Consider the following 24,173-nt stretch of genomic DNA (forward strand, 5'->3'; position numbering starts at 1 on the left):
ACATATGGTCAATTAAAGGAGTGTCGTATGATGAATTTTCAAGTAGATGAGACGAATCAAGAAATTCGAGACATGGTCCGTCATTTTGCAGTAGAGGTTATCGCACCCCGTGCCAAAGAAATCGATGAAAAGGACGAATTTTTCCCTGACATTGTTGAAAAGGCCGGCGAGCTTGGTATTTTAAGTATGGAGCTCAGCGAAGAAGAAGGAGGGATTGACTGCGGAACTTTAGCATCCGTGATGTGCAATGAGGAGATATCTCGAGCAAGCGCAGCGGTCAGTAACGTTATAGGCGCTATTCATCTTCATCTTGGCCTTCTTCATCGATTTGGTAGTAAGGCACAAAAACAGCGATGGATTCCTGCTTTAAGCAGTGGGAAACAAATCGGAGGCTTTGCGATCACGGAACCGGATTCTGGTTCGGATGCAGCGAGTATTAAGACGAGTGCGGTTAGAAGCGGAGATAACTGGGTCATTAACGGCAGTAAATGTTTTATTACTTTGGCTCCTGTGTCCGATATGCTGATTGTCCTGACATCAACCGATCCCACAAAAGGGGTACATGGTCTCACCTGCTTTATCGTTGAAAAAGGGACGCCGGGATTGAAGGTAGGTCCCAAAGAATCGATGATGGGACAGCATGGCGTACCGGTCAGCTCCGTGTATTTCGATGATTGTACGATTTCGAAGGAGAATATGTTCGGTGAAGAAGGCCAAGGCTTTAAAATTATGATGTCCGGCCTTGATGGTACTCGTCTTGATGTAGCTGCGTGTGCGTTAGGTCTTTCCCAGGCAGCTTTTGAATTAGCGTCGAATTATGCGGCTAATCGCAAACAATTTGGTCAGCCTATTGGAAATTTTCAAGGCGTCGGTTTTATGCTGGCGGAAATGGCAACAGAGATTGAAGCGGGAAGACTTTTACTCTATCGAGCTGCTCAGTATCGAGATGCCGGCATTCCTTATACCAAAGAGGCTTCTATGGCCAAATATTTTTGCTCCGACAATGCGATGATGCATACGACCAATGCCGTTCAGATTTTCGGAGGATACGGTTACAGCAAGGAATACCCCTTAGAAAGGTTCATGCGGGATGCTAAAATATGTCAGATATATGACGGGACATCACAAATTCATCGTCTGATTATTATGCGCAGTGTTTTAAAGGAATATAAAGAATTTACTTGCAATTAAATGGTAAGGGAGTGGAGGTTATGGTTCAAATTATCAAAACCGAAGAAGCAGCAGCACTAATTAAAGACAATGATACGCTTTGGATTGGGGGATCGGGAGGTGGTCATGCCGTTCCTGAAAAGCTAATTGAAGGGCTTGAGGGCCGTTTTGTCAAATCTGGTTTCCCGCGCAGCCTTACATGTGCCCATGCTGTAGGGATAGGCGATTGGAAAGAAGCCGGAATGAATCGATTGGCGCACTCGGGATTAATTAAACGCTCAATATGCGGCACGCTAACCAATAGTCCCCGGATTGCAGATATGGCATTATCGGGCGAAATCGAGTCGTACACATTCCCACAGGGAGTTCTTTCTCAATTGACCAGGGAAATGGCAGGCGGACGTCCGGGATTAATTACGACAACTGGACTGCATACTTTTATCGATCCTCGCTTGCAAGGTGGACAGCAAGGGAGCAAACGAGGTCCGGATTTAGTGGAGGTTGTTGAAATTGATAACAAAGAATATTTACGGTACAAAACCATCAAGATTGATGTTGCTTTTATTCGGGCTACAACAGCTGATGAAAAGGGAAACCTGACAATGGAACACGAGGCCGTATTCGGTGAAAATCTATCTATTGCTACGGCTGCGCGTCGGACGGGCGGAATCGTGATTGCTCAAGTGGAACGTCTCACCAAAAATGGCACCTTACAGGGGAAGCAGGTTAAAGTTCCCGGCATTCTTGTTGACTATATTGTGGTTGATAAAGAGCCTTGGCAAACATATGTCACGAAATTTGACCCAGCCTACGCCGGATACATTCATAAGCTGGATAGTGAAATAGCAGTTCTTCCTCTTGATTCAAGAAAGATCATTGCCCGTAGAGCAGCCATGGAATTGTTTAAGGATGCTGTTGTGAATCTGGGTTTTGGCGTTGCGAACGGAATATCCTTGGTTGCAGCTGAAGAAGGCTTTTATAACGATCTTACTTTAACCGTCGAGCAAGGCTTAATTGGAGGTGTACCTGCTTTGGGGAATGACGCTGGAGCTGCGACCAATTATGAGGCTATGATCGATCAACCGTATCAATTCGATTTTTACGACAGCGGTGGTCTGGATTTGGCATTTCTATCATTTGCGGAAGTCGATCGGCATGGGAATGTCAATGTCAGCCGGTTCGGCAATAAAATTGTTGGCCCGGGAGGTTTTATTAATATCACCCAAAATGCCAAAAAAGTATTTTTCCTAGGTACATTAACAGCCGGAAAAAGCGATGTTCGAATTGAAGACGGTAAATTGGTCATCCATCAGGATGGTTCCATTAAAAAATTCATTCAAGATGTAGAGCAAATTACATGGTCCGGCGGGTATGCCCTGGAGCGCCAACAAACAGCGAAATATATTACAGAACGAGCCGTATTTGATTTGACGCCGGATGGAATCATGCTGATGGAGATCGCACCGGGAGTGGATATTCAATGTGATGTTCTTGATAAAATCGATTTTCCAGTTATCGTACCGTCTGAGGTTCCCTTGATGGATGCTCGAATTTTCAACGCGAATCAGATGAATTTAAAAGACGAATTAAAAGGAAAAGAGGCAAGATAATCGATGAGTGATACGATAAAGCTAATTCGGGAGTCCAATGGCATAGCCGTTATTCAATTATCCAATCCTCCATTAAATGTGGTATCAAGAGAGTTGACGCTTCAGCTTGCGCAAGTTTTAAAACAAATCGAGACCGATCCCCAAATTCGCGTTGTTATCGTTACCGGTGAAGGAAGCAGGGCATTTTGTGCGGGCGCGGATATCAAAGAATTTGCTGATCTGGTTAAGGCCGGCACCGTGATCGTTGACAAATTAGCCATCGAAAATTACGTATACGATATGCTGGATAAGCTGCCGATCCCTACCATTGCGGCTATCAACGGAATTGCCTTGGGCGGAGGTGCTGAACTGGCTTTATGCTGCGATATCAGAGTGATGGAGGAACAGACTCAAATTGGATTTCCAGAATGTAAATTGGGCGTATTTCCTGGGAGCGGAGGCACGCAAAGATTGCCCCAATTGATTGGAGAGGCAAGGGCCAAGGAACTAATGTATATCGGGGATTCCATTAATGCAGAGACGGCTTTTCGTATGGGATTGATTAACCGAATCGCTCCAGAGGGGAAGGCTCTGGAAGCAGCTATGGAGCTTGCTTTAACGATTTCCCTAAGATCCGGTGTAGCTATGAAATGCATCAAACAAGCAGTAGATCATGGTTTACTGGCCGGAACGGCCGCAGGACAATCCAAATCGTTAGAGCTGAGCGAAATCGTCTTTAAAAGTGAGGATATTCATGAGGGCATTGCTGCATTTTACGGTAAACGCTCGGCGAATTTTAAACATCGATAAATTTTTATAAGTGAATAGCATCTACCGTCAAGTCGGAACCAGGATACTTTCTCAGAAAGCCTGGTTCCGACTTATTATTGATGTGAAATTTCTTTGCAGGATTCCCGCGAAACTAACGATGGAGCCAGCATCACTTGCTGCAGCGTTTCTTTTGCTATTTGGCCCTCAATCTTTTGTACCAACAATTGCACGGCTTGAGTTCCGAGCTCTTTGATTCGAGAATCAATTGTTGTGAGAGGGACTCTGGCCAATTTGCAGAAGAATAAATTGTCAAAGCCGATGAGTGATATTTCCTCGGGGATTTTCCAACCATACTCACGTGCGGCATCTAATAAGCCAAAAGCGAGCACGTCGCTTATCGCAAAGATTGCGGTCGGTTTATGATTCGATAGCATAATTTTTTCTGCAGCGCGGTATCCATCCTCAAGTGTTTTTCCACCCTCTATAATATACTCTGGATTATACAGTTCATATTTCTGCAGCACTTCAATGAACCCGCGTGCTCTTTCACGAGTCGGATAGATGTCCTCTTGCCCCTGGATCATACCAATTTGCTTGTGACCTAACCTTACCAAATACTCGGCAGCCAGTTTCCCACCCGTGTAATTATCCACGACTACATAATCAATAAAATCCGTAGGAACATGACGATGCACCATAACAATGTGTTCGAAGGATTGTTTTAAAGCTTCCAGATTCAGTCGGTTTTCTCTCGCATTGGCGAGTATCAAACCATCCAGATGCTGAAACCGGTCTTTTAAAATTTCCAACAGGCGCTCATCGTTCGCTTCATTATCATTCGTAGTAACTAATACAATGTTATAACCAAGTTGATTGGCTTCTTCCTCAATGGATTTAATCAATTCGGTATTAATCATGATATGAATATTGGAGATTACCAAGCCAATCAGCTTAATCGAGTTATGGACCAGAGCTCTCGCGAAATTATTGGGGTAATAATCCAATTCCTTAATCGCTTGTTCAATACGCTTGCGTGTTTCATCCGATACATACGGAATATTGTTCAAATATTTAGAAACAGCTGATTTGGAAACACCAGCTAACTTGGCCACATCCGAGATGGTCGATTTCTGTTTCATAGTGTGAACTCCTAATGAAAAAGTATGGAAAACTTAGTTTTAGTATAACGGTTTATGAGTGTTTGACTAAACTAATTTTAATTGTGATGTTCATTGAAGTCAAATTATTTCAACCCATCCCGATTCACATATCTCTCCTAATAATAAACCGGTACACGAATATAAATTAATTATTACATACAAATGCAGGGTTTAGTACCAATATCATCATTGAAACTTTCAGCTGATAGTTTACTATTTCAAACGAACATGTTATAAGGGAATTATGAATAATTCAAATCGAACCGTAATCAGTCGTCGTTCGCGGCCAGCCAAGGAGCCGCTCAGCAAAGATCTTATTGTGAAGACCGCCTTGGAATTACTGAAGAACGAAGGCTCGTCCGGGCTGAGCATGCGTAAAATCGCCAAAGCATTGGATACAGGTCCCTCTTCGCTATATGTGTATGTCACGAACCTCCAGGAGCTAAGCGCTTATGTGTTGGACTATGGGCTGGATAAAGTCGTATTGCCGGATGCTCAAGATGGATCCTGGAAAACGAATCTGTTCGATGCTCTGAACTCGTATCTAACGGTTCTATATGAATCTCCGGGTATTGCCGAGCTCGCTCTAACGACGATTCCCGTAGGATCACACTCGTTAGCGCTCATGGAGTATATCCTTGGGCGGTTGCATGAAGGAGGAATTCGTTCCACGTCCGCAGCATGGGGAGTGGATTTATTACTTCTCTATGCAACTTCAGTTGCATTCGAACAAGCTTCCCGTGATCAGAAAGGGACAACGCTGAATACAATTTTAACCTCTTATGAATCGTTGGATGTTATGCGATATCCGATGATTGCCAATTTGAGGGACGAGCTACTCTCCTCGGGAGAGCGGTTTCGTTGGGGGCTAGAGGTGATCTTGCAAGGGATTTTACAAAGGCAGGATTAGATTTGTCGGATCATACGTCAGAAATTATGTGCCCATGAGGATTGGGGAAAGGGAAAATTGATGAAATGGAAGAAAAGTCGCTTAAATTGCGGCTTTTTTGTTGTTGGAAAAGGAATATATTAAAGGAAATAGCACTTCGTCATAGAATACATATTAGGATCATATAAACCCATATTATTCCAATTTAGCATGATGATTACAAGTGATTTCAAGGGATACCGTTGATGTGACACAAGATGTTTGAACCTAAGCTAGAACGAATAAACAATTGAAGGGATGATGAGGATGTCACAAATTTCAAATGTATTTCAAGGAACTGCATTGAAGGGGATATGTTCGGTATATGTGCCTGTTAGCAACCCGATCAAGTCAGCTCAATGGTGGCAGCAACATTTTGGATTGGAATATGCAGTACCTTTCAATCCTGCAGAAGCTCAAGCAATTATGAAGCTTTCTGATGGACAATGGCTGCACTTGGTTGAAACAGAGGGGGAGATCGATAGCCAATTCCCTAATAAGTTGGGTAATGAAATGTTCAGGTTCACCTTTGAGGTGAGTGGCATAGAAGTGCTTCATGACCACCTGAAATCCAGTGGTGTAAGAATCGAACAACTTCATGACCGCGGCAGCTGCGGCTTCAACTTTGTATTTTTCGATTTGGACGGGAATAAGTTTGATGTTAACGAAGTTGTCCTTGTTCATGGAACACTTGAGGATGAGTTCATTGAATAGAATGTGAGGCTGTGCATAATATTCTCCCTAACCCGAGAGGTGAGGGGGAATTAAATACTTGCAAAATGCAAATATATATTGTATAACTAATTCATGAGGTGAGCTGCCATGGATAATACTCGCGAACTATTTCAAATCATGACACGTCGTTTTGGTTTTCTCAATAAAAATTGCTGTACTGCCGGTGGAGTTGATATTTCATTAGTTCAAAGTCACATCCTGTATGAGATTGACCATCAGCATAAGCCATCCATTCAGCAGATAGCAGAAGCATTGGGAACCGACATTACGACCTTCAGTCGCCAGATTCAAGCATTAATCAAAATGAATCTGGTAAAAAAGTTACCCGATCCTGACGACAGAAGGGTATATGTTCTTTCATTAACGACAGAAGGTAAATACGTAGCAACGACGATTGACCAACAGATGAATGCGTATCTGAATGAAGTTTTTTCACACATGAACGATTTTGAAAAAGAAACCGTCATTCGCTCGATCCAGCTTTTAAATGATGCCATGGCTAAATCCAGCCAATGCTGCACAACCCCTTTGGGGTAATTTTTTTCATGAATACTTGCAAAATGCAAATAAAAATTGGAGGGAATCATTATGAACTTTTATGAAACTAACAAGCAGGACAATGGGAAGGCGACTTGTTGTGGAGGAGATATTGTAAAGGGGAATCAGCATACGGAGCAGTCATTGCCAGTTGCGATTATTGGTGGGGGACCAGTGGGTTTGGCAGCTGCGGCTCATTTATCCTTACGAGGTGAGTCTTTTGTGATATTTGAAGCAGGAGCTGCCGTAGGCTCCAATATCTTAAAATGGGGGCATGTTCGTTTATTCTCACCCTGGCAGTACAACGTGGATAAGGCCGCAAGAAAACTTCTCGAATCGAATGGCTGGAAAGCCCCGGACGACGCTGGACTTCCGACGGGACAACAATTGGTAGAGACCTATTTAGCACCACTTGCGGAGATACCCGAGATTAAAAATCATATTTGGTATCATTCAAACGTTAAAGCCATTAGCAGAAAAGGCTTAAGTAAAATAAAAACAAGCGGCCGTGATGAATTGCCATTTTCCGTGTATGTGGAGATCGATGGAGAACCTAAGCAATTTGAGGCAAGGGCTATTATCGACGCCACGGGTACCTGGGATCATCCGAATCCGTCACTCTCCGATGGAGTCTGGACCGAATCAGAAAAGTCGAACGCTGCGCATTTTTTTTATGGAATACCTGATATTCTCGGATCGCACAAGCAGCGTTATGCAGGTAAACATGTCCTTGTAGTAGGAGGAGGCCATTCTGCTATTAATACCTTGCTGGAGCTTCAGGATTTAAAGATAGAGGAGCCGCGCACGCATATCACCTGGGTTATGCGAAAACAAAGTGTTACAGAAGCTTACGGTGGTCAAGATAACGATAGTCTCCCCGCCCGCGGTGACCTTGGGACACGCATACAAAAAATGGTGGATGAAGGATTTGTTGATGTCGTGACTCCGTTTCATATCAGGAATTTTGAATTAGAGAATGGACAGATTAACGTCATAGGAGCTGGAAAGGCCGATAAGATCGTAGGCGTAGACGAAATTATTAGCAATACAGGTAGCAGACCGGATTTTGCTTTCTTAAGAGAGCTTAGAATCAATATTGATGCTGCTATTGAAAGTGTTGCAGAGCTCGCTCCCCTGATCGATCCTAATGAGCATAGCTGTGGAACCGTTCGTCCTCATGGGGAAAAGGAACTGAGTCAGCCTGAGAAAAACTTGTATATCGTCGGTGTAAAAAGCTATGGAAGAGCTCCAACCTTTCTTTTGGCAACAGGATATGAACAGGTTCGGTCTGTTGTCGCAGGTCTAACCGGAGATTGGGTGGCCGCCCGCAGCGTAGAATTGGACTTGCCAGAGACAGGCGTATGCAGCCTTCAAATAACATCCACGTGCTGTGAGGAGAAGCCAAGTAACGAATCAAGCTGCTGCGCGACTGAAATTAAATGAACAATTCCATAATCAAAGTTGAGAGGTTCATACGCTATTGACAAAATAAAAATGAAAGAGTAACCTTATAAAAACATACGCTACCGTATCTAGAGGTGAATCATGCAATTAACAAGGGAAGACTGGGTAAAGGCTGGACTCAATAAATTAGCTGAAGCTGGAATCCATGAAGTACGTGTCGAAGTACTAGCTCGGACGCTGAAAATAAGTAAAGGGAGTTTTTACCACTACTTTCAGGACCGACAGGAACTGCTGAATTCCATGTTGGATTTTTGGGAGGAGCATGCAACTAAACGAATTATTCAAAGCATGGAGCAAAATAACTCCTCATTGGAGCAGCTGCTTCAGATCAGTATTTCTCGAGACAAACAAATTGAGATTGGCATTTATGGTTGGTCCCATCATGATCCTTTCGTGGCATCTCGTTTAGTAGATATTGAGGAACAAAGAATTAATTTTATGGCTATACTGTATCAAAAGCAAGGTCTGGCACCTTTAGAGGCATTAGACAGGGCCAGACTTACTTATTTAATTTATGTAGGATGGATGACCCGGTTTGAGGCTAATACCAATTTTGATATTGGCAAAATGTTTGCGATGCTATTAAAAAATATATGATTTTGCGTGTCCCTAAGGAGTTGTCGTACAATTCATAGGGACATAAAAAAACCATCAACATACGGATGCGTATGTTTGAAAGTTTGCTAGTAAACCCCAAAAAAATGTAGAAAGGAGCTTATCTATACAAGCATTATACCTGATTGTAGCACTGATGATTATGCTTTTGGGGATTATTCACATCTGGATAACACCCCGAGTATACAAATCGATGACCCAAGAATCGATATGGTTCGTAAGTGGCGGGTTGGCCGTAATTTCAAACGCTAGCCTTAATTTAGCCATGATTAACGTTAAGCTGGAAACCAGTTTGCTGAATTATATTTGCATATTCAATAATGTACTGATATTCATATTTTCAATTCTTTTAGTTCGTGTACTTCCAAGGCCGCAAACGAAATTATTAGTAGGCTTCATGTTTTTGGAAACTGTGTTAGGGCTATGGAGCAAAGTGAAATAAGGTGATCAGGGAGGCATTCAATTGAAATTTGTGATGACTTTATCAACTGTAAGTCTTTTAGGTATCATTAGTATCCTGCATGTTTATTGGGCATATGGGGGTCGCTGGGGTACACATGCCGTTATACCCTCGAGAGCGGGGGAGTATAAACCTGCTTTTGTTCCTGGTAGGCTGGGTACATTATTTGTGGCTATGCTTCTTCTTGTTGTGTGTTTCATTCTTCTGGTTCAAGGAGGTTTTGTAGCTTACTTTGTATCCAATACCCTTACAAGAGTTGGGTGTTTCGTTTGCGCAGCCGTCTTCTTTCTTCGTGCGATAGGTGATTTTAAATATGTAGGATTTTTTAAGAACATCAATCACACTTCATTCGCTAAAAATGATACATGGTTATATAGTCCGCTTTGTTTGTATTTCGGCTTCACATGTGCGATTCTTTTGTTGTGATCAAGGTATAACGATCTTCACACAAATTCCGTGTAAAACAATGTGAATAAGGGGTAGTATTTCAAGAGATAATGTGATATTGTAATTTTGTAATCAAAAATACAGTGTTTAAATGGAGGCGTATATGGCTAAGAAAAAGCCAAGTATCGTAATCTCCATAAGATTGGACGATACGGCACTTCAAGCGGTGGACCTGCTCGTTGATTCAGGATTGGAGACCAATCGATCGAGGGCTGTCTCTCACTTTGTCAATGTTGGTATTCAATCTTCGGAGGAGCTATTGCGCAGGGCTCAACTCCTTGCTGACAACGTTCAGCAATTGCGCAATGAGATGGTCGAGGCCGTTAAGCTGAATAACCTTGAGAAGGTTACCCAACTGATTCATCAGGATTCTACGCTCGTGAACGCTACGAATAGTAAGGGAGAAACAGCTGTTCTAATGGCTGCCTACATGCGTGCGAACGATATCAAGGAGCTGCTTATCGACAACGGTGCAGAGCTCGATGTGTTTGAAGCTTCGGTGGTCGGTAGCACAGGGCGGGTTAAGGAATTGCTCGAGCAATCACCCGAGCTCATCTCCGCATATAGTCCAGATGGATTTATGCCGCTGTCGATGGCAGCGCATTTTGGAAATGAGGAAATTGTCAAAATGCTCCTCGAACTGGGTGCAGATGTAAATGCCAGGAGCAAGGACGGGAGTCTGAACAACACGGCGATCCATGCTGCGATTCTCGGCAACTACGAGCATGTCATTAAGCTGCTGATCAGCCATGGCGCAGATGTCAACGCCAAATGTGAAGGCAGTATCCGGCTAGGCTACAGCGCACTTCACGTAGCAGCCTACTTCGGCCGTGAGTCGCTAATCAGGATATTTCTGCAGCACGGAGCAGACCGAACTGCTATAAATGCCGATGGACAGACGCCTTATGAGCTTGCTGTAAGTAAAGGACAACAAGCAGCAGCCGATATGCTGAGAGAATAAGGAAACTTATAGCATATAGACAATAGGATCACTCCATGCTATTACCCTACTAAACACATCGGAATAATTAATCTAATATATGAACTCTACCGGACAGCCGGAGAGACGCGAATGGGAACAAGGCGTCTTTCTGGCTGTTTATTTTGTTGTATAAGGAGTGTACTTACGAATGAAATACAGAAAATTAGGCCGAACTGGCCTCAAAGTGTCCGAGGTCAGTCTGGGAACGATGGCTTTTGGTCGCTGGATCGATGAGCAAGCCTCAGCAGCTGTGCTGGATCAGGCGCTGGAAGCCGGTATTAATCTAATAGATACCGCCGATGTATACGGATCTGGCATGGACCTTGGTGATCCCAACCGGACTGGGGAATCGGAAGCGATCCTGGGTCGGCTTTTGAAGGGGAGAAGAAACGATATTGTGTTGGCTACAAAGGTGCAGGCACCTGTTGGTACGGGTGTGAATGACTCAGGCTTGAGCCGCTATCACATTTATCGTGCACTGGAAAACAGTCTTCGTCGGTTACAGACCGATCACATTGATCTGTACCAGGTGCACGGATTTGATGCAGCCACTCCAATAGAGGAAACGCTTGGCGTTCTGGATGAACTGGTTAAGCAGGGGAAAGTCCGATACATCGGGTGCTCAAATTATGCGGCATGGCAGCTTGCCAAGGCGCATGGAATCAGTGCGTTGAACCGGTTGGGCCGGTTCGAGAGTGTACAGCCGGAATACAGTCTGATCTCACGAGGTATTGAACAGGAGCTAGTCCCATTCGCTGAATCGGAGAAGGTTGGCATGATTGTCTACAGTCCGCTTGGCCGTGGTATTCTGACCGGTAAATACAAGCAGGGTGAGCAACCGCAGGAAGGTACACGATTGGCAGCGGGAGAGCAGCGACTGAAGCTGCTTTTGCAGAAGAATCCGGCTTATGAACTCGTTGAAGCCATTCGCCCGCTCGCTGAAGCGCGGGGCTGGACATTAGCGCAGTTTTCACTCGCTTGGGTACTTAGTCACAGCTACGTATCTTCTGCAATCCTGGGTGCTTCCAAGCCTGAGCAAGTCCGCGATTCGTTACGATTTGCGGATCAACGACTGACCATTGAAGAATTGAACACGATTGACCAATTTTCACAAAATATTTCATTAATTCGTTAGGAGGATGAATCATTATGAGCCATTCAAATCAACCACGTCAACTTCATCTCGGCCTGTTCCTTTTCTCGACCGGTTACCATCCGGCAGGCTGGAGACTTCCTGAATCGGTAACCGATGGTGCTTTCGATCCCAAGTTCCTGCAAGGAGTGGCCCAACGTCTGGAGGCAGCAAAGTTCGACTTCTTTTTTCTTGGAGACGCGTTGGCATCCAGTGCGGATATGCAGTATCAATTCCCATCCCAGATGGTCAGGCTGGAGCCATTCACCATGATTGCCCATTTAGCCGCAGTTACGGAAAAAATCGGGTTAATCGTGACCGCCAACACGACTTATGCAGAGCCTTATCACATTGCACGGATGACCGCTTCACTCGATTATTTGAGCCAAGGACGAACAGCCTGGAACGTGGTTACGGGAGCCGATGCCCGTGCAGCGCAAAATTTTAGCCGTGACAAGCATTGGGATAATACGAAGCGCTATGATTACGCTGATGAATTCGTGCAAATCGTGAAGGATTTGTGGGATACCTGGGAGGACGACGCTTTCATAAGGGACAAGGCGTCCGGCGTCTTTGTAGATGAAAGCAAGGTTCACGCGATTCATCATAAGGGTGACCACTTCTCTGTTGCTGGACCGCTTAATGTGGCGAGACCACCACAGGGACAGCTTCCACTCTTATCAGCTGGAACCTCAGAACGGAGTCAGGAGCTGGGTGCGCAATTCTCTAATGTCATCTTTACCGGACAATTCCTGTTTGAGGAAGCCCGCGCATTTTATGCCGGAATTAAGAGCAAGCTGGCCAAGTACGGTCGGAAGCAGGACGAGCTGTTCATTATGCCCGGATTGGTGCCCATTGTCGGTAGGACCGATGATGAGGCGTATGCCAAATATCGGGAGCTAAGTTCTCTTCTGGTTACAAATTTTGATTTGAAGCCATTGTCTGCACGTATCGGCATCGATCTATCCGCGTATCCGTTCGATGGTCCGCTGCCGGATCTGGCACTGTCTACCTTGCCTGGAGAAGGGGCGAGACCTTTCATACAGCTGGCTCAGAACGCATCAGGTCATGACGATATTTCAATCCGTGAGTTATTCCATTATTTTGCCGCTACGGTTCGTGGACATCTGCTTCTGGTGGGTGGACCGGAGCGAATAGCCGATCAGATTGAGAATTGGTTTCAAGGAGAGGCTGCGGACGGCTTTAACCTGTGCGCGCCTTATATGCCTGATGGTCTGAATCTGTTCATCGACCTTGTCGTGCCCGAGCTGCAGAGACGTGGATTGTTCCGTACTGAATATGAGGGAAGCACGTTCCGCGATCATTTTGGACTGGCACGCCCCGAGAATCGTTTCGCTCATAAAGGCCTTTTACAACAAAGCTAAATCATTAAGCGAGAACGTAGGGCAGCCCGTCTCAAAGGAGCATGGGATTCAAGGCGCAAGGGAGGCTAGAGATGAAGAACAAGAAAACAAAAAGATTTGGTATCATCCTCATTGGACAAATCGCGCTCGCACTGCTCCTCTTAGGTGCTATTGAGCTAGTTGTTCGAATGGGGATCGTAGGGAAACTGTATTTGTCGGAGCCGACAGAGGTTGTGAAGCAGATTTATGTGCTGCTGACCCATAGTGAGATCTATCACCATCTTCGTGTGACGATGCAGGAATTTTTCATCGGTTATTTGTTAGCTGCAGGGTTAGGGATTGCTACTGGCATGTTTCTTGTACTCGTACGACACGCGGAGGATTTATTCAGACCGTTTCTATCCGCTCTGATGGCTGTGCCGAAGGTTACCATCATTCCGCTCATTATGCTGTGGATGGGTATTGGTATTCCGCATAAGATCGCTGTCGTGTTTCTGTTTTGCTACTTTACGATTGCATTCAGCACGATTACCGGAATCAAGCAAACGGCAGATAATCATCTGAAGGTAGCGCGAGTGTTTCAGGCTTCCAGATGGCAAACGATTATCAAGGTTATTTTGCCCTCAGCTGCGCCAACGATCTTCGTGGCTCTGCGGGTATCGGCAGCAACCGGGATTGTAGGTGCCTTATTCGGCGAGATGATCGCATCGCAGGACGGTTTAGGGAATATTCTGGTCAAGGCGACGTCGTTGTATGACACTGCGCAGGCTTTTGCCATTATTACGATTGTAACGGTTGTCTCGGTAGCTATTATCGCACTCATCGATCTACTGGAGAAAAAGGTAGTCCTCAAGTGGAAGTCAAACTGAAGTTTCACAGAAATTTGCAGATTTATTCACACATAGGGAGAGATCATAGGATGGTTAAAAGAAACAAGAAACGCATGGGAACTATGTTGATGAGTCTGTTTGCCTTAATCCTGTTTGCAGGCTGCGGAAACAACGCAACTAATAACGCAACTCAGGCAGCTCCAGCATCCGGGGGTTCATCCTCCAATTCGTCCTCTGCTCCTGCCACCAGCAGCCAACAGCTGCAGAAGGTTAAGTATGCGGCCTTCAATGGAGTGAGTGGCATGGCCGTTCAATTCGGAGCAGAGAAAGGGTTCTTTAAAGAAGAGGGTCTGGACGTTGAATTCATTTCGACCCAGAATCCAGTTCCGGGTCTGACGAGCAAGGATATCGATATTGCCGATCTCGCCACAACACAAGCTATAGTAGCAGCGGGCAAAGGGGCGCCTCTCAAAATCGTATCCTCCATGTTCCGCACAAAAGGTGCATTTTATTTGATCGCACGTCCAGAAATTCAAAAAATTGAGGATTTAAAAGGTAAAAAGGTGGGAGCAGCCGTTTTTGGCTCAGGGCTTGATGTGTATACGCAAGTAATTTTGAAAAAGCATGGTCTTGCTAAAAATGATGTTACTCTGATTGCGAATGGTGTAAACGATGCTGCGTTCGCCAGTCTGACGTCAGGACAAGTGGATGCCACCATCATTCATGAGCCATTCGTTTCCCTCAGTGAGCTCAGCGGTAAGGCAACTCTGCTGGCCAAGGGATGGGATTATCTGCCGAACTTCCACACAGGCGTTCTGGTATCCCAAAATGATTTTATTGCCAAGCATCCTGATGCGGTGGAGAAGCTGCTGCGCGCTTATTTTAAATCCCAGGAATATGCCAAGAGCCATCTCGATGAGTATAAGAAATTTTTCCTGACGCAAGTGAAGATTGACCCAGCTGCGGTTGACAAAGCGTTCGAGCGTGAGATGGTACTGTGGGAGAACAAGCCTGACGTGAACAAGCAGTCACTGCAGGAAACCCAACAAACTCAGCTTGAATTAGGCTTCCAGGATCAGATATATGATATCGACAAGATTCTTGATCTTCGTTATGTGCCCAAAAAATAATTAGGAAGAGGAGGTGGGCGTATGGCGGGGTTCTCCATCAACCATATGTCGATGGTATACGGCGAGACTGCGCCGGCGGTAATACTATCTGATATCAACCTGGCTATTGAGGACGGAGAATTTCTTTGCATTCTTGGACCCAGTGGCTGCGGAAAAAGTACATTGCTGGAGATTCTGGCAGGACTGCAAGCGCCTACCCAGGGAGATGTGAGATTCGGTGACAGTCCTCTGGAAGGTACGGATAAGCGGAGAGGAGTCGTTTTTCAGGATCCCTCGCTTTATCCGTGGCGCACGGTGCAGCGTAATGTCGAACTGGGTCTGGAGATTAGAGGAACGGATAAGCGCGAACGAAGTGCGGCCGCGCGGAGATACCTGGAAATGGTAGGGCTCAGTGGATTCGAGCAAAAGTATCCGCATCAGCTGTCAGGCGGTATGAAGCAGCGAGCGGGTCTGGCACGCGCCTTCGCTAATCGCCCTGAGGTGCTGCTTATGGACGAGCCGTTTGGTGCAGTAGATCATCTCACCAGGCTGCAGCTGCAGGACGATCTGCTGCAAATCTGGGAATCGGAAAAAAAGACTGTAGTTTTTATTACCCATGACGTAGCAGAAGCCGTCTTTCTGGCTGATCGTGTTGTGATCTTATCGCCACGTCCAGGCCGAGTTAATGCCATATTCCAGGTACCGCAGGCTCGTCCGCGCAAACGAGACGATGCCGGGCTGCTGAAAATTCAAAACGACATCTATGCATCGCTTCATCAGGTAAAGACAGAAGACAGCATTGAATTTACGATATAAACCGAAGGGAGTTAAGAAGAACATGTCAAACATTGTAAATGTTGATTGGGTGCGTTCAAGAATCTTAGCAGGAGATACGGTTGTTGCAGATGTTCGCTTTTCGCCGAAAGAACCGCTTTATGGGAAGGAAGCTTATGAGAGAGGCCATTTGCCAGGTGCAGTGTTCGTTGATTTTAAACGTGATTTGACCGATTCGCCTAAGGAGCATGGGGGGCGCAGCCCGATCCCCTCGTCAGAAGATCTGGCGAAGACTTTCGGAAATCTGGGGATCGACCGATCAACAACGGTAGTTGTTTATGAAGATGTGAATGGACCGGCAGCGTCGCGCTTATGGTGGCTATTGAAATATGTAGGCGTCGAAGACGTACGCATACTGGATGGCGGTTATGAGGCATGGGTCCAAGCGGGCCAATCCGTGACGAGTGAACAACCCACATTAACATCACGTACGCTGGAGCCTATTGTCCAAGAACACCTCCTGGCAGATGTGAATGCCGTACGGGCTGCTATCGAAACCAATGGGATCAAGCTTGTTGATTCCCGTGATTCCAATCAGTATCTGGGCCTGGAAGCGCCGTTTGACCCTATTGCCGGACATATCCCGAGTGCACTTAACTACTTCTGGAAGGACGGACTGGAGCAGAACGGAAATTGGAAATCGCCGGAAGAACTGAAGGCGCACTTCGCTGGGCTGGAGCGAGAAGAAGAGATCATTGTTTATTGCGGCTCGGGTATTTCCGCTACGCCTAATGTCCTTGCGCTGCAGGAAGCGGGCTTTACGAATGTGAAGCTCTATGCAGGCAGCTGGAGTGACTGGATTTCTTATAAGGACAATCCGATAGCAGTAGGGGAAAAGTAGACTCAGTCTCTCTAACCCGCTTGGCGATAAACAAATAACCATTCACACAGCCTGATGGAGGTAACGTGAATGGTTATTTGTGTTGGACTGTTATATAGATGGAGTGAGATGGTAGTCCCAGATGATCATAGTGAAATTATTAGAAAAATGTTAGTAAAAATCGTGGTTAAATGGTAAAATTCATTACAATATTATTCAGATATGTAAAGTAAGGATAGTATTGCTCAGGAGGTACTCGATATGAATTTACAATCACTTTTCAAAGAAGAAATACTTACACAGTCTTCTTTAGGAGGCCATGCAAGCGATGTCTGGCTTGTCCATACGATTTCTGGTGAATATGTTGTAAGATCATCGGGAGTGGATGAAAGTGTGGAAGCACCGTTTCTGTGGGTATGCAGGAACTTATTCGGAATTGAATTAAGTCATACATACGATATTGAAGAAACTAATATTTTTTTACAGCAAACAACAATCAAATTTTTTGTGCCACGAGTTCTTTCAAAGGGATTAATTGGCGAAAGACAATTTGTAGTCGTAGAAAAAGCGCAGGGCTCTTCTTTAAATTTCTTAAATAAGCCAGTCGAGATGATGGAAGAGTTTGGAAGATCAATTGCTGAAATACATGCCTGCGAATTCAATGAATGCGGTGCCCTGAACGAGACCTATCGTTATTCCTTAATGGATTTCCCTCAAAAACTTAGTCAAGCCATTCGTACTCTTTCCTCTTGATATTACTTTTCTAATGATGCTGTTACCCAAAGACAGAGTATTACTGCGCATTAGCCTCTGCATTACCGATCCCGAAAAGTTCATCATACATCATGTTAGATATGGACCCAAGACAATTCCTTTCGGACTAGGGAAGAGTAAGCGCAATAGTGGATACAGAAGCCTATGTACTAGGACCGCGTGAATACGAACTCTTTCTTTTGGAATGTTCTCTTGATCAATTCGGTGCAGATAGTTTTAGGAGGGGATACAGTTCGGTACTGCCTTTCCCTGATTTAACCCCTGTCCGTGATATGTATCGGTTCATGTTCTGCTTAATGGAGATAAAGGGTCCTTCTTTTGATTATGATAAGTGGTTGTCAGTTCCACATTACTTTAACACAGTTGAAAAAGTGAGCGACGTTCCTCAATCTAAGGAAAATTTCGGCTCTTCTTTATTGTTGCGTATCTATTTAAGTAATCTATCCAATTATCAATAACTGTGTTATTTATTGGAAATTATGGGTATATAATTCTGGCACCATGGGGTTTGATGAACTCGGGAGTTCTTCATATGCCCGGATAACTAAGCCAACTGAACCAATTGCGGTTATTATATCACCGACAGTCCACAACTTCGGTTGGACGGATTTTATAGGGGAGAGCCTGTTCCGGTTTTCTTGTTAAGCGTTTTGGTCTTCAGTGCATATTTTTTAGTAACGGGACTTACCATCTCATATGTTTATCTCTACAAAGAGTATAGATAATCCAACCTTATGGGATAATTGGACTTAATAAAATGGAAGAACAAAAGAAATACACAACTTTCGTCAAAACTGGGTCCTCCGCGACTTCAGCGTTCATTTTTTCAGACTCGGAAAAGAAATCTTGCTGATCATCAATACTCCAATCAGAAGGGTGCCGAACGCCACAACAGACGGACGCGGCGACGCGGTCAACAGCAGCATGAACACGGCCGCCAGTGGTGTCGGCATCCCGACAAATCCAGAAATATGGCTTTGCGTAGCATTGAAACGCGCCAGTCGCAGAGCGCCACAGCAGACGTAAATCAGGCAGCAAGCAGCTCCAAACATGCGGATCTCATGCAGTGAAGCGACATAAGCCATTATAGCAGGCGCAACCGCGAACGTCACAAGATCTGCCAGTGAATCAAGCTCTTTACCCAGCAACGATACGGCATTCAACTTCCTTGCACAGTAACCGTCCAAAAAATCGCAGAATAATCCCAGCATCACTAGCAATATAGCGGCTAAGATCTCGCCTTTAAAGGTAAACAAAATTGCAGTGAAGCCTAGCAGTAGATTACTCAGTGTCAGTATCGACGGAATCAATTTCTTCATGTTTGTCACTCCAAAATGTTTAATCGCTGTCATTTTTAATTATCTTCTCTTTTGACCGCGTGGGACCGAATGGTTGAGTTTCATGCATGTGCCCGCAAACTATTCAAAACCATTCCGGTTTGAAACATTTTTGAGCCACTCTTTTTTTAACAATGCATATTGAAAAGTGTTTTCATATTTTGGTGTCCCATCCTCGTAATTAGTAAAAGAAACAAATTCTATAAAACAACCTTCTTTACGCATACATAATTTTTCACATAATTTTTGTGATCTCATGTTATCATCCTCTACATACGCATACAGCCTTCTTGCTTCTTTTTGCGTAAAGAGATAATTGAAGAAAGCTTCCGCGCTTTCACGTGCACATATCCCGCTCCTTCATATCTAGCATTGAAATTCCACCCAATACTAAAAGTATCAGGTTCTTCTGTCAGATAGAATAGTTCTCCAATTAGATCATTGCTCTCTTTCAGGCAGACTGCAATATGAGAGTCTTCACAGCTTCTTTTTTGAAGCTCTAAAGCTGCTTCTTCCAATGTCGAAACTTTATCACTAAGGAAGCAGTTCACTCTGGGATTAGCCGAATATTCCAAAAATTTATGAGCATCTGTCACGGAAAAATTTCTTAACCTCAATCGATTGGTTTCCATTATTTTCATGTGTAGTTCATCTCCTTCGACTCATGGTAAAAATATTTTATGTGATGAATTTTTCGTCACATATGCGTACTACGATTTTTCTTCTTTCTTTTCAGATTTTGAAAAAAGTTCAATCCATTTATTCTTGTAAAAGTACCCGATCATGAAAGCAACAATAGAGATGAGTGTAATAATGACAGCGACTCCATATTGTTCCTGATGAATTGTGGTTCCAACAACAACGGAGGCTACGATCCATGGAAGACGTCCAACAAGAAGCAAAGTGAAGAAACGTAAAGACCCGATCGGTGTAAGGGCTGCTACAAATACTAGTAGATCTTTTGGTAAGCCGGGAATAAGGAAAAAGATAAATAAAAATACTGACAGCTTTTTCTCATTTTTCAAAACGGACATCCACTTGTATTTCTTATTTTCTAGTAAGCGTTCAATCCAAGAACGGCCGATAAAACGAGTGAAGTAAAAAGCTATTGCTGCGCCTAACAACATGCCAATTGTCGCATAAAGTGTTCCAAGACTTACACCATAAATGTATCCCCCTGCAATTTGCACAACTTCCCCTGGAATAGGAGCAACCACAACTTGAAGTATTTGGAAAAATATAAACAATACTGGCCCCCAGTTTCCTGAAGATCGAATAAAATCTCTGAAATTATCCATGGATGATAATATTTCGAAAATAGCAGGGGCATACCGAATAAATAGAAAAATCAACACAATGGCTAATAAGAGTAAAATTATTTTTAGTAGTTTGTTCTTTTTTTGTTGTGTCATTTATAACTACTCCTTAATTTTGATAACGGGTACTTAAGCGAGATAATTGCATGGACTCCCGTTACTCCAATTCAAAAGCTCCCGTATACAATTGATGATAAATTCCACTTTGCTCTATCAATTGATCGTGGTTACCGCGTTCCTTAATCTGGCCTTTTTCCATCACCATAATCACATCAGAATTCCGTACGGTAGACAAACGGTGAGCGATGACAAATACAGTTCTGCCATCCATCAGGTTGTCCATTCCCAATTGTACTAACGCTTCCGTTCGTGAATCGATTGATGATGTTGCTTCATCCAAAATCATAACAGGCGGATTAGCAATAGCCGCTCGGGCGATGGCCAGCAATTGGCTCTGACCCTGGGAAAGCCCGTTACCGCTACCATCCAGCCGGGTATCATATCCTTCCGGTAAGCGTTCAATGAAGCTGGCAGCGTGGGACAGCTTGGCAGCTTTCTTTACTTCCTCGTCACTCGCATCCAGGCGCCCGTAAGCAATGTTATCGGCCACAGTCCCGGAAAAAAGATGAGTATCTTGCAGAACGATTCCTAGTGAACGGCGTAAATCAGCCTTTCGGATGCGTTGAATATTGATGCCATCATAAAGGATTTCACCTCCTGTAATATCGTAGAAGCGGTTAAGCAGGTTGGAAACAGTGGTTTTCCCCGCACCAGTAGCACCTACAAAAGCAAGTTTTTGTCCAGGCTTAGCATAAAGCGTTAGATCCTGAAGCACCTGCTTTTTATCGCCATACGAAAAGGATACTTGCCTGAACTCAACTTTTCCCTTCAAAGCCACAACGGAACCGTCTCCCAGCCTCCACGACCATCCGGCATGATGCTGATTTTTTTCTAGCGTCACGCGCCCATCATCCTCTTCGGGACTTTCATCCATCAAATTGAAAATCCGTTGCGCTCCCGCAAGGGCCACCACAAACATATGCATCTGCGAGGAGATTTCGGCGATCGGCATGGTGAAATTTCTGGACAAGCTCAGAAAGGCTGCGATGCTCCCCAGTGTCAAACCTGTATTCCAGCTAGATATCGCCGTAGCTCCGCCGACAATGGCAACGAGCACATAAATTACGGTTGCAAGATTTTCATTAATAGGCATCAGGATGTTTGAATATTTATTTGCTGTAGTTGAGTTTTTAAACAATTCCTCGTTTAATCGAGAAAACTGTTCAATTGCTTTATCCTCGCGGCTGAACACTTGCACAACTTTTTGACCATGTATCATTTCCTCCATATAACCGTCTACAACGCCAATCGATTCCTGCTGCTGGAAAAAGTGCTTAGTTGCTTTTGTGCCCACTGTCTTGGTCACCCATAACATCACAATTGCGCCAATTACCACTACAATCGTTAACGGTACATCGAGATAAAGCATAGTCCCAAGCACCGCTAAAATGGTCACAACGGTTGATAGCAATTGTGGCAATCCGTCGGTCAGCATCAGGTTAAGCGTATCCACATCATTCGTATAGTGGCTCATAATATCGCCATGTGCTTTTCGGTCAAAATACTTAATGGGAAGCTTTTGCATTTGGCTGAACAAATGGTCGCGAATTTTTTTTAAGATTTGTTGCGAGATCGTAATCATCAATCTCTTGGAGGCAAACGTACTGATGACCCCAGCAGCGTAGACCACAGCAAGAATCGTTAATGCCTGCAGCAAGGCATCAAACACCGGATTTTGATCGCCCAGCAAAGGCACGATAAAGTCGTCAATAAGCAGCTTTAAAAATGTAGCAGATACTACCGATACGGCGGCGCTAATCAGCACGAACAGCAACACCAGGCAAGATCTGAATTTAAAATACCTGAAGTAGGCCAATAGCCGCATAATGGTTTTACCGTAATTCGTGCTGTCCGACATATTCTCCACCACCTTTCGTTTGCGTATAATAAGTCTCCTGATAAATAGCACTTCTGCTCAGGAGTTCCTGGTGAGAGCCTATATCCACCATTTTGCCTTCGTGCAGCAGGATAATCTGATCTGCTTCCTCTACGGAAGCGATGCGTTGTGCAATGATGATTTTGGTTGTGTCGGGGATGCTTTCCTTGAAGACTTTCCTGATCATTGCATCTGTTCGTGTATCGACAGCGCTGGTCGAATCATCCAGGATAAGAATTTTGGGCTTTTTAAGCAAGGCTCTTGCAATACAAAGCCGCTGCTTTTGACCTCCGGAAACGTTGCTTCCTCCTTGAGTCAGGTGAGTATCATATCCGTTAGGGAAGGCCAAGATAAAGTCATGGGCCTGGGCTGCTTTGCATGCTTCAATCAGCTCATCATCGGTAGCCGATTCATTACCCCAAAGAAGGTTTTCCTTAATGGTGCCCTCAAACAAAACATTTTTTTGCAGCACCATCACAACTTGGTTTCTGAGCACGTGTAGATCGTACTGTTTCACATTCGTTCCACTAACGAGCACCTCGCCATCACTTGCGTCATAGAGGCGTGGAATCAATTGCACAAGTGTCGATTTTGCACTGCCGGCTCCTCCAATGATACCGATGGTTTGTCCCGAGTGGATTCGAAGATTAATGCCGGATAAAGCGTATTTCTCTACTTTGGTTGAGTAACGAAACGAAACGTTGCGAAATTCCACATCTCCCGTATGCAATTCCGTTACTGGCGAATTCGGACTCGTAATGTCAGGCTGTTCGTTTAATAAATCATTGATTCGCCTGGTGGAAGCGCGGGCAATGGCGATCACAATGACTACGATACCGAGCGTCATCAGGCTCATCAGAATCTGCATGGAGTAGGCAAATACGCTCGTCAGCTCTCCGGTCGTCATTGTGCCACTGACAACCAGCTTGGCTCCAATCCATGAAAGGAGGAGCATCACGGCATAAAGAACGACTTGCATAAGTGGCAGTTCATAAGATAGCATGCGTTCCGCTTTGACCATTTGCGTGAATATCTTTTGTGATACGGCCTGGAACTTTGAAACCTCGTAATTTTCCCGAACATAGGATTTGACTACACGAATACCCCGGACATTTTCCTGGACGACTTTATTTAGTTCATCATAGCTGCCAAAGGCTCGTTCGAAGATGGGGAAAGAATACTTCATAATGAGTAACATCCCCACCGCAAGAACGGGAATGACTACTAAAAACCATACGGCAATGGTTGGGCTGATTTCAAAGGTCATTACGGTCGCAAAAATCATCATAACAGGGCTGCGAAACGCAATCCTTATGATCATTGAAAAGGCGTTTTGCACATGCGTAATATCGGTCGTCAGCCTCGTGACGATGCCGGAGGTTGAAAATTTGTCCATATTGGAATAGGATAGCCGCTGGACATGGCGAAACAGGTCGTAGCGCAGGTTTTTCCCAAACCCTGCCATGGCGATTGCGGAGTGTTTGCCAGCGAGTGCCCCAAACACAAGCGATACCAGCGCAAACAACACCAGGATCAAGCCATATTTCACAATCAGACTCATATTCCCACCGCTAATTCCCCCATCAATTAATTCCGCCATAAACAATGGAATAGTGACTTCCATTGCAACCTCGCCAAGCAAAAACAAGGGAGTCAGCCATGTATCCTTCTTGTAATCTCTCACGCTTCGGAGCAATTTTCCCAACATAAACATTCTCCTCTTTTGTAGTTAAAACTTTTTTCCCCAATCCATTGTAGATGAAGTGTAGCAATAGATGCTATTATAAACTGTATAGTAACTAT

At 44.6% G+C, this 24,173-nt stretch carries 23 protein-coding genes and 1 pseudogene; 18 read left to right on the plus strand and 6 right to left on the minus strand.

Annotated elements, in window-relative coordinates; genetic code table 11:
• Positions 1–27 precede the first annotated feature (27 nt).
• Genes OB236_RS25780 through OB236_RS25790 form a run of 3 tightly spaced genes read left to right on the plus strand, consistent with a single transcriptional unit; the run spans position 28 to position 3,569 of the window.
• On the plus strand, positions 28–1,191 hold the full coding sequence (locus OB236_RS25780; protein WP_262686517.1) for an acyl-CoA dehydrogenase family protein: 1,164 nt from the start codon (positions 28–30) through the stop codon (positions 1,189–1,191).
• 20 nt (positions 1,192–1,211) lie between these two features.
• Positions 1,212–2,780, plus strand: a complete 1,569-nt coding sequence (locus OB236_RS25785; protein WP_262686518.1) for an acyl CoA:acetate/3-ketoacid CoA transferase — start codon at positions 1,212–1,214, stop codon at positions 2,778–2,780.
• A 3-nt stretch (positions 2,781–2,783) separates the two neighbouring features.
• Entirely contained in the window at positions 2,784–3,569 is a 786-nt protein-coding gene (locus OB236_RS25790) for an enoyl-CoA hydratase/isomerase family protein (protein WP_262686519.1), read from the plus strand.
• A 74-nt stretch (positions 3,570–3,643) separates the two neighbouring features.
• Here the strand turns inward: OB236_RS25790 and OB236_RS25795 are convergent, their stop codons facing one another.
• Positions 3,644–4,669, minus strand: coding sequence for a LacI family DNA-binding transcriptional regulator (locus tag OB236_RS25795; protein WP_262686520.1), 1,026 nt, complete (start codon positions 4,667–4,669; stop codon positions 3,644–3,646).
• Between the two features lie 265 nt (positions 4,670–4,934).
• Between OB236_RS25795 and OB236_RS25800 the strand changes: the two genes are divergently transcribed.
• The 15 genes from OB236_RS25800 (at position 4,935) to OB236_RS25870 (ending at position 18,179) form a co-directional block, all read left to right on the plus strand.
• A complete protein-coding gene (locus OB236_RS25800) occupies positions 4,935–5,600 on the plus strand; it encodes a TetR/AcrR family transcriptional regulator (protein WP_262686521.1) in 666 nt (221 codons plus the stop codon).
• Positions 5,601–5,885: 285 nt separating this feature from the next.
• Complete coding sequence (locus tag OB236_RS25805) at positions 5,886–6,332, plus strand: VOC family protein (protein ID WP_262686522.1); 447 nt, start codon at positions 5,886–5,888, stop codon at positions 6,330–6,332.
• A 108-nt stretch (positions 6,333–6,440) separates the two neighbouring features.
• Positions 6,441–6,890 carry a MarR family winged helix-turn-helix transcriptional regulator gene (locus OB236_RS25810; protein WP_262686523.1) on the plus strand — a complete coding sequence of 150 codons (450 nt, stop codon included), beginning with the start codon at positions 6,441–6,443 and terminating at the stop codon, positions 6,888–6,890.
• 51 nt (positions 6,891–6,941) lie between these two features.
• On the plus strand, positions 6,942–8,333 hold the full coding sequence (locus tag OB236_RS25815) for an NAD(P)-binding domain-containing protein (RefSeq protein ID WP_262686524.1): 1,392 nt from the start codon (positions 6,942–6,944) through the stop codon (positions 8,331–8,333).
• Positions 8,334–8,435: 102 nt separating this feature from the next.
• On the plus strand, positions 8,436–8,951 hold the full coding sequence (locus OB236_RS25820; protein ID WP_262686525.1) for a TetR/AcrR family transcriptional regulator: 516 nt from the start codon (positions 8,436–8,438) through the stop codon (positions 8,949–8,951).
• 481 nt (positions 8,952–9,432) lie between these two features.
• Entirely contained in the window at positions 9,433–9,855 is a 423-nt protein-coding gene (locus tag OB236_RS25825; protein ID WP_262686526.1) for a DUF3995 domain-containing protein, read from the plus strand.
• Between the two features lie 124 nt (positions 9,856–9,979).
• Positions 9,980–10,837, plus strand: a complete 858-nt coding sequence (locus OB236_RS25830) for an ankyrin repeat domain-containing protein (RefSeq protein ID WP_262686527.1) — start codon at positions 9,980–9,982, stop codon at positions 10,835–10,837.
• Between the two features lie 169 nt (positions 10,838–11,006).
• Positions 11,007–11,993: an aldo/keto reductase gene (locus tag OB236_RS25835; protein ID WP_262686528.1), complete on the plus strand. Its 987-nt coding sequence runs from the start codon at positions 11,007–11,009 to the stop codon at positions 11,991–11,993.
• Positions 11,994–12,007: 14 nt separating this feature from the next.
• Positions 12,008–13,375 carry an LLM class flavin-dependent oxidoreductase gene (locus OB236_RS25840; RefSeq protein WP_262686529.1) on the plus strand — a complete coding sequence of 456 codons (1,368 nt, stop codon included), beginning with the start codon at positions 12,008–12,010 and terminating at the stop codon, positions 13,373–13,375.
• Positions 13,376–13,446: 71 nt separating this feature from the next.
• The gene (locus tag OB236_RS25845) at positions 13,447–14,223 is read left to right on the plus strand and encodes an ABC transporter permease (protein WP_262686530.1); all 777 of its coding nucleotides are present in this window, start codon (positions 13,447–13,449) and stop codon (positions 14,221–14,223) included.
• Positions 14,224–14,273: 50 nt separating this feature from the next.
• On the plus strand, positions 14,274–15,314 hold the full coding sequence (locus OB236_RS25850; RefSeq protein ID WP_262686531.1) for an ABC transporter substrate-binding protein: 1,041 nt from the start codon (positions 14,274–14,276) through the stop codon (positions 15,312–15,314).
• A 21-nt stretch (positions 15,315–15,335) separates the two neighbouring features.
• On the plus strand, positions 15,336–16,109 hold the full coding sequence (locus OB236_RS25855; RefSeq protein ID WP_262686532.1) for an ABC transporter ATP-binding protein: 774 nt from the start codon (positions 15,336–15,338) through the stop codon (positions 16,107–16,109).
• Between the two features lie 22 nt (positions 16,110–16,131).
• Positions 16,132–16,968, plus strand: coding sequence for a sulfurtransferase (locus OB236_RS25860; RefSeq protein ID WP_262686533.1), 837 nt, complete (start codon positions 16,132–16,134; stop codon positions 16,966–16,968).
• Positions 16,969–17,208: 240 nt separating this feature from the next.
• Positions 17,209–17,700 carry a protein kinase family protein gene (locus tag OB236_RS25865; RefSeq protein WP_262686534.1) on the plus strand — a complete coding sequence of 164 codons (492 nt, stop codon included), beginning with the start codon at positions 17,209–17,211 and terminating at the stop codon, positions 17,698–17,700.
• Positions 17,701–17,849: 149 nt separating this feature from the next.
• Positions 17,850–18,179, plus strand: coding sequence for a hypothetical protein (locus tag OB236_RS25870; RefSeq protein ID WP_262686535.1), 330 nt, complete (start codon positions 17,850–17,852; stop codon positions 18,177–18,179).
• Between the two features lie 360 nt (positions 18,180–18,539).
• Here OB236_RS25870 and pssA read toward each other — a convergent pair whose 3' ends face one another.
• From pssA to OB236_RS25895, 5 genes and pseudogenes are all read right to left on the minus strand, one after another.
• Positions 18,540–19,073, minus strand: a complete 534-nt coding sequence (gene pssA, locus OB236_RS25875) for a CDP-diacylglycerol--serine O-phosphatidyltransferase (RefSeq protein WP_262686536.1) — start codon at positions 19,071–19,073, stop codon at positions 18,540–18,542.
• Positions 19,074–19,139: 66 nt separating this feature from the next.
• A pseudogene (locus OB236_RS25880) lies at positions 19,140–19,699 on the minus strand (GNAT family N-acetyltransferase).
• 69 nt (positions 19,700–19,768) lie between these two features.
• Entirely contained in the window at positions 19,769–20,470 is a 702-nt protein-coding gene (locus tag OB236_RS25885) for a TVP38/TMEM64 family protein (RefSeq protein ID WP_262686537.1), read from the minus strand.
• Between the two features lie 61 nt (positions 20,471–20,531).
• Positions 20,532–22,352 (minus strand): ABC transporter ATP-binding protein, encoded by a 1,821-nt coding sequence (locus OB236_RS25890; RefSeq protein WP_262686538.1) that lies wholly within the window; start codon positions 22,350–22,352, stop codon positions 20,532–20,534.
• Positions 22,327–24,078 (minus strand): ABC transporter ATP-binding protein, encoded by a 1,752-nt coding sequence (locus tag OB236_RS25895; protein ID WP_262686539.1) that lies wholly within the window; start codon positions 24,076–24,078, stop codon positions 22,327–22,329. The genes OB236_RS25890 and OB236_RS25895 overlap by 26 nt, the downstream gene beginning before the upstream one ends.
• Between the last annotated feature and the right edge of the window lie 95 nt (positions 24,079–24,173).

This window comes from Paenibacillus baimaensis (assembly GCF_025567575.1).